Genomic DNA, 8,952 nt, shown 5'->3' on the forward strand with positions numbered 1-8,952 from the left:
CGCCTGGGAGCTGCTGTTCGAGCGCATGCCCCTGCGCCTGGACGATCGCCGCCACGCCGGCCAGCACCTGCTGGTGATCGGCGGTGCGGGCGGGGTCGGCTCGATGGCGATCCAGCTGGCCCGCCATGCGGGTTTCGAGGTGATCGCCACGGCGTCGCGCGAGGCCTCGGCCGACTGGTGCCGGCAGATGGGTGCCCGGCACGTGATCGACCACCGGCAACCGCTTCAGGCCCAGCTGCAGGCGCTGGGCATCGACGCGGTGCAGGTCGCACTCAACCTGGCCGACACCGATCACTACTGGGACGAACTGGGCCTGTTGCTGGCGCCGCAGGGACACGTCGGCCTGATCGTCGAGCCACGTGGGCCGCTGCGCATCGGCGATCCCTACAAGGCCAAGTGCATCGGCATCCACTGGGAGTTCATGTTCGCGCGCTCGCGCTTTGCCACTGCCGACTGCATCGAGCAGCACCGCATCCTCAGCCGCACGGCCAGCATGATCGATGCCGGCCAGCTGCGCGGCACCCTCAGCGAGACGCTGGGCCCGATCAATGCGACAAATCTGGACATCGCGCATCAGCGCCTGGCCGGCGGACGCACGGTGGGCAAGCTGGCGCTGGCAGGCTGGGGCGACTGACGCGTCATGTAGCGCCGAGCCCATGCTCGGCTGGTGGTGCCAGGCAAAGCAGCCGGGCATGGGCTCGGCGCTACAGATTCCGCCTGTAGCGGCGGATTGGTCGGCATCTGTATCTATTGAAGTGACTGGATCGGGATTACGGTGGGAACAGATCCCCCTCCCCCGAGACCGCCATGCCCACCGCCCTGCCCCTGCGCATGCTGCAACTGATCACCGGCCTGTTCCTGTACGGCTTCGGCGCATCGCTGATGATCCGTGCCGCCATCGGCGTGGCGCCCTGGGACGTGCTGTCGCAGGGCATCGCCGCGCAGACGCCGCTCTCGTTCGGGCTGGCCACCAATGTGATCGGTGCGCTGGTGCTGCTGCTGTGGTGGCCGCTGCGGCAGAAGCCGGGCGTTGGTACTGTGCTCAACGTGATGCTGATCGGCCCGTCCGCGCAGTTCGGGCTGTGGCTGCTGCCGCCGGCGGTCGGCCTGGGCTGGCAGCTGGCGATGTTCTGCGCCGGCATGCTGCTGGTCGCGCTGGCCACCGGCCTGTACATCGGCGCCAAGCTGGGCCCTGGCCCGCGCGACGGCCTGATGACCGGCCTGCACGCCCGTACCGGCTGGCCGATCTGGAAAGTGCGCAGCCTGATCGAGGGCAGCGTGCTGCTGCTGGGCTGGTGGCTGGGCGGCAATGTCGGCCTCGGCACGCTGGCCTTCGCCCTGCTGATCGGGCCGCTGTGCGGAATGACGCTGGGCTGGTTCGGGATTGGCCGGCCGATGCCCGGACCGCGCCCGGCGAGCGCACAGCGCGGCCACGGGTAGCCGCGTCCCCGGGCATGGCCCGGCGCTACCGATTCGCCAGCCCTTGCTCCGGCCGCCGTTTCGCGGCACGCTTCGCGCTTCCGTACGCAAGCGTATCGACCATGTCGCCAGCCAACGAAAGCGCCTATCCCCACCTGTTCGCCCCGCTGGACCTGGGCTTCACCCAGCTGCGCAACCGCGTATTGATGGGCTCGATGCACACCGGCCTGGAGGATCGCGCCCGCGACTTCCCGCGGCTGGCGGCCTATTTCGCCGAACGCGCCGAGGGCGGCGTCGGCCTGATCGTCACCGGTGGCTTCGCGCCGAATGTAGTGGGCTGGTTGAAGCCGTTCGGCGGCAAGCTGTCCTGGCCGTGGGAAGTACGCCCGCACCGCCAGCTCACCGCCGCCGCGCACCAGCACGGCGCGAAGATCTGCCTGCAGCTGCTGCATGCCGGCCGCTATGCCTACCACCCTTTGTCGGTGGCGCCGTCGAAGCTGAAGGCACCGATCAACCCGTTCACCCCGCGCGCGCTCTCGGCCAGCGGCGTCGAGCGCCATATCGCCGACTACGCACGCAGCGCGAAGCTGGCCCGCGAGGCCGGCTACGACGGCGTGGAAGTGATGGGCTCGGAGGGCTACCTCATCAACGAGTTCATCGCCCCGCGCACCAACAAGCGCACCGATGCCTGGGGTGGCGACGCGCGCCAGCGCATGCGCTTCGCGGTGGAGATCGTGCGCCGTATCCGCGAGGCCTGCGGCCCGGACTTCATCATCATCTACCGCCTGTCGCTGGTGGATCTGGTGGACGACGGCAGCAACTGGGACGAGATCGTGCAGCAGGCGCAGGCCATCGAGGCGGCCGGCGCAACGATCATCAATTCCGGCATCGGCTGGCACGAAGCGCGCATCCCGACCATCGCCACCTCGGTGCCGCGCGCTGCCTTCGCCGGGGTCACCGCCAAGCTCAAGCCACATGTGAAAGTGCCGCTGGTGGCGACCAACCGCATCAACATGCCCGACGTCGCCGAGCGCATCCTCGCCGATGGCGGCGCCGACATGGTGTCGCTGGCGCGGCCGCTGCTGGCCGACCCGCAGTGGCCGAACAAGGCCCGTGCCGGCCGCGCCGAGGCGATCAACACCTGCATCGCCTGCAACCAGGCCTGCCTGGACCACGTGTTCGAGAACAAGCTGGCCAGTTGCCTGGTCAACCCGCGCGCCGCCCACGAGACCGAGCTGGTCTACCGCCCCACCACTACGCCGAAGAAGGTTGCCGTGGTCGGTGCAGGCCCCGCCGGCCTGGCCTGTGCCACCGTCGCTGCCCAGCGCGGCCACCAGGTCACCCTGTTCGATGCCAACGAGGAAATCGGCGGGCAGTTCAACGTGGCCAAGCGCATCCCCGGCAAGGAAGAGTTCTACGAGACCCTGCGCTACTTCCGCCACACGCTGCAGGAGACCGGCGTGCAGCTGCGCCTCGGCACCCGTGCTGATGCCGCCAACCTGGCCGGCTTCGACGAGGTGGTGCTGGCCACCGGCATCACCCCGCGCAAGGTCGATTTCCCCGGCGCCGACCACGCCAAGGTGGTCAGCTATCTGGACGTGCTGCTGGGGCGGGTCGAAGTGGGCGCCAATGCGGCGATCATCGGCGCAGGCGGCATCGGCTTCGATGTCGGCGAATTCCTCAGCCACGCCGGTGAGTCGCCCTCGCTGGACCCGCAGCGCTGGATGGCCGAATGGGGCGTGGACAGCACGTTCGAGGCCCGCGGCTCGCTGGCCAAGCCGCAGGCAGAAGCCTCGCCGCGCCGGCTGTGGCTGCTGCAGCGCAGCCCGGGCAAGCCCGGCGCGCGACTGGGCAAGACCACCGGCTGGATCCATCGCGCCACGCTGAAGGCCAAGGGCGTGCGCATGCTCGGCGGCGTCGAGTACTTGGGCGTGGACGACGAGGGCCTGCGCATCCGCGTGGAAGGCAGCGAACAGCTGCTGCCGGTCGACCATGTGGTGATCTGCGCCGGGCAGGAACCGAACCGCGCATTGCAGGCCGAACTGCAGGCCGCCGGCATCAACGCGCAGCTGATCGGCGGCGCCGATGTGGCCGCCGAACTGGATGCGAAGCGGGCGATCGACCAGGGCAGCCGGGTCGCCGCTGCGCTCTGATGAGGGCCTGAATGGGGGGCGGAATGTGATTTCCGTCACCCCTGCCGAACCTGAATGTCAAGCCGCACGGTTCACGATGCGTTCGGCTATCCCCCCCTACCTTGCGCCATCTTTCCGCTCACCAGCCAGTTTCCGGTGAGCCGGCGCAGCCCCCTCGATCGGTACTGATCGTTTCTTTTGGGGCTGCCCACGGGGCGGCCCCGATGGCCGCCTCCCCATGACGCCAAGTCGTACCCCGCCTCCTGTCGCCCCCGCGGCCGGAACCGGAGGGTGCGGCCCACACGGAGCAAGGAGTTATATGAAACTGGCCTGGATTCTCTGGCTGTCGCAGTTGTTGCCGCAGCCGGCCGCTGATTCATTGTGTTTGAGCACCACCGTTTACCTGGAAGCCCGCGACCAGACCCTGCGGGGCCAGCAGGCCGTCGCCGAGGTCGCCCTGCGCCGTCTCGACAGTGGCCTGTGGGGCGACTCGATGTGCCAGGTGGTCACCGCGCGCAAGCAGTTCGCACCGACCATCGTCTCCCCCGGTACCCAGCTGGGCAACGACGCCGCCTGGAGCGAGGCGATGAACGTGGCCTTCGACGCCGAGCGCAACTGGGCGCTGCCGGCCGGCGAGCGCCGCGAGATCGTGCCCGGTGCCAGCCACTTCGCCGCGCTGTCCATCGCCAGCCCGAACTGGCGCAATGCGTACCAGGTGGCCACCATCGGCGATCACACCTTCTACAAGGTGCAGAACCTCAAGCCGCGGCAGTCGTAACGATCCGTGCTGGCGGCAGCGTTGCCGCCCGCCGGCAGGCTCTGGGATAGTGGGCGTTTCCCGCCCGCATCACCTGGAGTTCCCATGAAGCTGTACAGCAAGCCCGGTGCCTGTTCCACCGCCGACCACATCGCCCTGCAGTGGACCGGCCAGCCGTTCGAGGTTGAACTGCTGAACAAGGACACTCTGAAGGGGCCGGAATTCCTCAAGATCAATCCGGCCGGTGCCGTCCCCGCACTGGTCGACGGCGACTTCGTGCTGCTGCAGAACGCCGCGATCATGGGCTATATCGCCGACACCTACCCGCAGGCCGGCCTCGGCGGCGATGGCAGCCCGCGCCAGCGCGCCGAAGCCACCCGCTGGCTGGCCTTCGTCAATTCCGATGTGCATCCGGCCTTCTCGCCGCTGTTCGCGCCGGGCAAGTTCATCGCCGACGAGAGCCAGTTCGATGCGATCCGCGCCGCCGCGCACAAGCGCCTGCGTGGCCTGTTCGAGACCGCCGACAAGCAGCTGGCCGACAAGCCGTGGCTGGCCGGCTTCCGCAGCTTCGCCGATCCGTACTTCTACATCACCCTGCGCTGGGCCGCCGGCACCAAGGTCGACCTGTCCGGCCTGGACAACCTGGCCGCCTACAAGGCGCGCATGGATGCCGACGCCGGCGTGCAGGCCGCGCTGAAGGCTGAAGGCCTGGCCTGATCTTGACCTGGGGTCGGATCCGTCTGCGCAGCAGGCGGCTCTGACCCCCTCGGTTCCAGCAGCGTGATCAGCCGATCTGGCGGATCACTTCGCCCTTGGCATCGCGCAGGTAGGTCGGCACCACTTCGATGCGCAGCGCCTCCACCACCGGGTAGATACCGCGCTCGGCACGCACGCCCGCCAGAGCCTGCAATCCCGCCTCGTCCAGTGCCCAGCGCGCGTTGTCGGCGGAGACGTCGCCCACTTCACCGCCCCTGGCCGGAACGAACTCCCACTGCCGCTCGCGGCTGACCAGTTCCAGCGATCTGCCGTGGCGCAGGCGCAGCGGCAGCAGCTCGCACACGCTGGCGACCTGGCCGGCCCCCAGCACCAGGGTGGTGACGCCCGCCTCCTGCCGCCAATCCAGTGTCTCGATGAACAACATGCCGGTACTGGAGCCCTCGCGCTCGCTGCCGGCCTGCACCTGTGCGGCCAGCGCCGGTTCCTCCAGCAGGTTGCCGCGATGCAGGTCGCTGATCCACAGCGGCATCGCCGGTTGCAGCGCCTGCAGCACGCCGCGCGTCGACCAGCGCTTGACCGCTTCCATCTCCTCATCGGTCAGCCCGACCAGCTGCAGGAACTGCAGGTGGCCATTGGCGGTGTCGCGTGCGGGCAACTGCGGATCCGCGACGAAGGCCAGATGGCACAAGCGCGTGCCGGTCTCCAGCGCGATCGGGCCGTTGGCATTGAGATGGTGACCGTCCTCGAACACGTTGCCACTGCCGAACACATAGCGCGCCAGGTTCTGCAGCAGGTTCATCGGCCACACCGGCGGGGTGCTGCCGGCGTTCTCACCGGCGTCGGCAGCGAGGCGGAAGGTCAGCTCGAAACCATAGCCGCTGGTGGCGGCATCACTGCTCTCCTTGGCATACAGCTCGGAGAAGCCGTAAGTGATGTAGTGCCAGTGGGGTACAGGCGCATCCGCCCAGTACACGCTGATGCCATCGAGAGGATCCTGGCCACCGAGCGTGTACGGCAGCGCGGTGCCGAAGTGACGCGGCTCCTGCCCGGCATACAGGGGCGCCAGCGCCGCATTGATCGCGTCCCAGCCAGGGGTGTCGGTGTCGTCGTGGTCGTCCTGCACGCGGGACTCCTTGTGGGGGGAAGTGAACCGATCACTTTACGCGGTGGCTCAGGCCTGCACGACCTCGCCACCACCATTGACCACGGCAGCCTGGGTTTCCTGCCACCAGCGCTGCGCCAGCGCCGGACTGCGCGCCTTGCCCACCGCCGCCAGCAGTTCCGGGCACAGGCGTTCCAGCGCCAGCGCATCGGTGCAGCGTTCGATCTTCAACTGCATGAAGTAGCCCTTCAGGCCCAGGTGGCGGCGTACCGCCTCGCTCATCGCGTCGTACAGCTGCTGGTACAGCGCCGGGTCCTGTTCGCGCCCGGTGCTGATGCCGCGCAGCGGTGTCACCTCGGCACTTCCGCCGATCACTTCGATCAGGCCCTGCGCTGACAATTGCTCCAGTGCGTCGGGCGGCGCACGCAGGCCTTCGAACAGGCCGCGCAATTCAGTGTCATCGCGATGGCCGTCGACCATCAGCAGGATCGAACGCAATGCCGCCGGCAGGCGCCGGCCACGGTCTTCGATTTCCTGACGGCCAGCCGCCGTCTTGGCGTGCAGCAATGCCATTGCCTCCCCCTCCCTCGATGCGCAATGCCGGCGCGCCCTGGCGGGCACGCTCCCCTGCAACCGAGCTTAGCGCACCGGTTGCAGGGAGGAAGCTGCGGTGCAGCAACGGCCTCCCCTGTAGAGCCGAGCCCATGCTCGGCTGCTTTGGCAAGGCATGCGGAGCCGAGCATCGGCTCGGCTCTACAGAAGCAGGTCAGCGGCCCAGCGCGCGACGGATTTCCTCCAGCGCGCTGGGATCATCCAGCGTCGACAGGTCACCCGGGTCGCGCTGTTCGGCCAACGCTTGCAACGAGCGCCGCAGCAGCTTGCCCGAACGGGTCTTGGGCAGTGCATTGACCACGTGCACATGCGCTGGGCGCGCTACCGCACCAAGCGAAGTCGTCACCGTCGCCATCATCTCGGCCACCACCGGCGCCGGATCCTCGCCATCAAGCCCCTGCTTGAGGGTGACGAACACCAGCGGCACCTGCCCCTTCAGTTCGTCCTTGACCCCGATCACGGCAGCCTCGGCCACGCGCGGATGGCTGGAAATGGCCTCCTCGATCTCGCGCGTGCCCAGGCGGTGCCCGGCCACGTTGATCACATCGTCGGTGCGGCCGAGGATGAAGGTGTAACCGTCATCATCGCGGATCGCCCAGTCCAGCGAGCTGTACAGCAGTTCCTTGAAGTGGCTGAAGTAGCTCTGCAGGAAGCGGCTGTCATCATTCCACACCGTGCTCATGCAGCCCGGCGGCAACGGCGGCGACACCACCAGCACGCCCTTCTGCCCCGGTGCGACTTCCTCACCGGTGTTCTCGTCGATCACCTTCATCCGATAGCCGAGATTGGGGAAACCCGGCGAACCGAAGCGCACCGGCTTCATCTCCAGGCCCGGCAGCAGGGTCAGTGCCGGCCAGCCGGTTTCGGTCTGCCAGTAGTTGTCGATGATCGGCTTGCCGAGCGCTTCGCTGATCCAGTGCGCGGTCGGTTCATCCAGCGGCTCACCGGCCAGGAACAGGTACTTCAGCGCGCGCAGGTCGTGGCGATGGATGAAGTCTGCGTCGTGCTTCTTCAGCACGCGGATGGCGGTGGGCGAAGAGAACATCGTTCGCACGTTGTACTGCTCGCACAGTGCCCACCAGATGCCCGGGTCCGGATTGGTCGGCAGCCCTTCGTACAGCAGCGAGGTGCAACCACCGATCAGCGGGCCGTACACATTGTAGGAATGACCGACAGCCCAGCCGACATCAGAGGTGGAAAACATCACCTGGCCAGGCTTGCAGTCGAATACCGTCTCCATCGACTGCGCCATCGCCACGGCATAGCCACCGACATCACGCTGCACGCCCTTCGGCTTGCCGGTGGTGCCGGAGGTGTACAGCAGGTAGCTCGGTTCGCTTGCTTCCAGCCATTGCACCGGCACATCGACTTCCCCGATCTGCGCACGCAGCGTGGCGTACTCCACATCACGGCCCGGCACGCGTGGTTCGGCTGCATCCAGCCCACGCGACACGATCAGCACATGCGGTGGCGGCGAAGCCGCTTCGGCGCAGGCGGCGTCGACCATCGGCTTGTACGGAATCAGCTTGCCACCACGCATGCCGGCATCGGCGGCGATGAGCAGCCTGGGCTTCGCATCGTCGATGCGCAGCGCCAGGTTGTGCGCGGCGAAGCCACCAAACACCACCGAGTGCACCGCACCGATGCGCGCGCAGGCCAGCATCGCGAACACGGCTTCGGCCATGTTCGGCATGTAGATCACCACGCGGTCACCGTGACCGACGCCGAGGTGCTTGAGCACGGCGGCGAAGTCGTTCACTTCGCGATACAGCTGGCGATAGGTGATCTCACGCGTGCTGTTGGTTTCGGTGGAGATAGCGACCAGCGCGAGCTGGTCGGCGCGCTCGGCCAGGTGGCGATCCACGGCGTTGTAGCAGAGATTGGTTTCACCACCGACGAACCAGCGCCGGAACGGCGGGTTGCTGTAGTCGAGCACCTGCTGCGGCGGTTTGTGCCAATGGATGCGCTTGGCTTCCTCGCCCCAGAAGGCCTCCGGCTCGTCGATCGAGCGACGGTAGGTTTCCTCGTAGTTCATGACGCAGCCCTCCCAGACAAAGTCATGGGTTCGAGGATAGTCCGGCGCTGGCGAGCGGGCCGCCCTACCTTGGTAGGGGGTGGGGTTTGTTCTGCAGGGCTTGCAGCCCTGCACCTGCAGAAGCCGAAGCAACAGCAGAAGCTGGCTTACCGGGGATGGCGGGGCGGGTCCGGTTGCG

General features: G+C 67.8%; 8 protein-coding genes. 5 read left to right on the forward strand and 3 right to left on the reverse strand.

Features of this window, described 5'->3' with window-relative positions; all coding sequences use genetic code 11:
- The 5 genes from ARC63_RS01565 to ARC63_RS01585 form a co-directional block, all read left to right on the forward strand.
- The coding region (locus ARC63_RS01565; protein WP_139042357.1) for a zinc-binding dehydrogenase at positions 1-634 on the forward strand (634 nt) is incomplete at its 5' end.
- A gap of 173 nt (positions 635-807) precedes the next feature.
- Positions 808-1,440 carry a membrane protein YczE gene (yczE, locus tag ARC63_RS01570; protein ID WP_010483962.1) on the forward strand — a complete coding sequence of 211 codons (633 nt, stop codon included), beginning with the start codon at positions 808-810 and terminating at the stop codon, positions 1,438-1,440.
- 101 nt (positions 1,441-1,541) lie between these two features.
- Positions 1,542-3,572, forward strand: a complete 2,031-nt coding sequence (locus ARC63_RS01575) for an NADPH-dependent 2,4-dienoyl-CoA reductase (protein ID WP_057502355.1) — start codon at positions 1,542-1,544, stop codon at positions 3,570-3,572.
- A gap of 298 nt (positions 3,573-3,870) precedes the next feature.
- Positions 3,871-4,329 carry a cell wall hydrolase gene (locus ARC63_RS01580; protein WP_004154513.1) on the forward strand — a complete coding sequence of 153 codons (459 nt, stop codon included), beginning with the start codon at positions 3,871-3,873 and terminating at the stop codon, positions 4,327-4,329.
- Between the two features lie 84 nt (positions 4,330-4,413).
- On the forward strand, positions 4,414-5,025 hold the full coding sequence (locus ARC63_RS01585) for a glutathione S-transferase N-terminal domain-containing protein (RefSeq protein ID WP_010483964.1): 612 nt from the start codon (positions 4,414-4,416) through the stop codon (positions 5,023-5,025).
- A 67-nt stretch (positions 5,026-5,092) separates the two neighbouring features.
- Here ARC63_RS01585 and ARC63_RS01590 read toward each other — a convergent pair whose 3' ends face one another.
- From ARC63_RS01590 to prpE, 3 genes are all read right to left on the reverse strand, one after another.
- A complete protein-coding gene (locus ARC63_RS01590; RefSeq protein ID WP_057502356.1) occupies positions 5,093-6,148 on the reverse strand; it encodes a suppressor of fused domain protein in 1,056 nt (351 codons plus the stop codon).
- A 48-nt stretch (positions 6,149-6,196) separates the two neighbouring features.
- Entirely contained in the window at positions 6,197-6,700 is a 504-nt protein-coding gene (locus ARC63_RS01595) for a hypothetical protein (protein ID WP_010483966.1), read from the reverse strand.
- A gap of 193 nt (positions 6,701-6,893) precedes the next feature.
- Positions 6,894-8,774: a propionate--CoA ligase gene (gene prpE / locus ARC63_RS01600; protein WP_010483967.1), complete on the reverse strand. Its 1,881-nt coding sequence runs from the start codon at positions 8,772-8,774 to the stop codon at positions 6,894-6,896.
- Between the last annotated feature and the right edge of the window lie 178 nt (positions 8,775-8,952).

The organism is Stenotrophomonas geniculata ATCC 19374 = JCM 13324, from assembly GCF_001431625.1.
Classification (GTDB): Bacteria; Pseudomonadota; Gammaproteobacteria; order Xanthomonadales; family Xanthomonadaceae; genus Stenotrophomonas; species Stenotrophomonas geniculata.

Excerpts from the sequence above, each read along its gene's own strand:
- ARC63_RS01595 (WP_010483966.1), bottom strand. The coding sequence starts at position 6,700 with ATGGCATTGCTGCACGCCAAGACGGCGGCTGGCCGTCAGGAAATCGAA.
- yczE (WP_010483962.1), top strand. The coding sequence starts at position 808 with ATGCCCACCGCCCTGCCCCTGCGCATGCTGCAACTGATCACCGGCCTG.
- ARC63_RS01585 (WP_010483964.1), top strand. The coding sequence starts at position 4,414 with ATGAAGCTGTACAGCAAGCCCGGTGCCTGTTCCACCGCCGACCACATC.
- prpE (WP_010483967.1), bottom strand. The coding sequence starts at position 8,774 with ATGAACTACGAGGAAACCTACCGTCGCTCGATCGACGAGCCGGAGGCC.
- ARC63_RS01580 (WP_004154513.1), top strand. The coding sequence starts at position 3,871 with ATGAAACTGGCCTGGATTCTCTGGCTGTCGCAGTTGTTGCCGCAGCCG.
- ARC63_RS01575 (WP_057502355.1), top strand. The coding sequence starts at position 1,542 with ATGTCGCCAGCCAACGAAAGCGCCTATCCCCACCTGTTCGCCCCGCTG.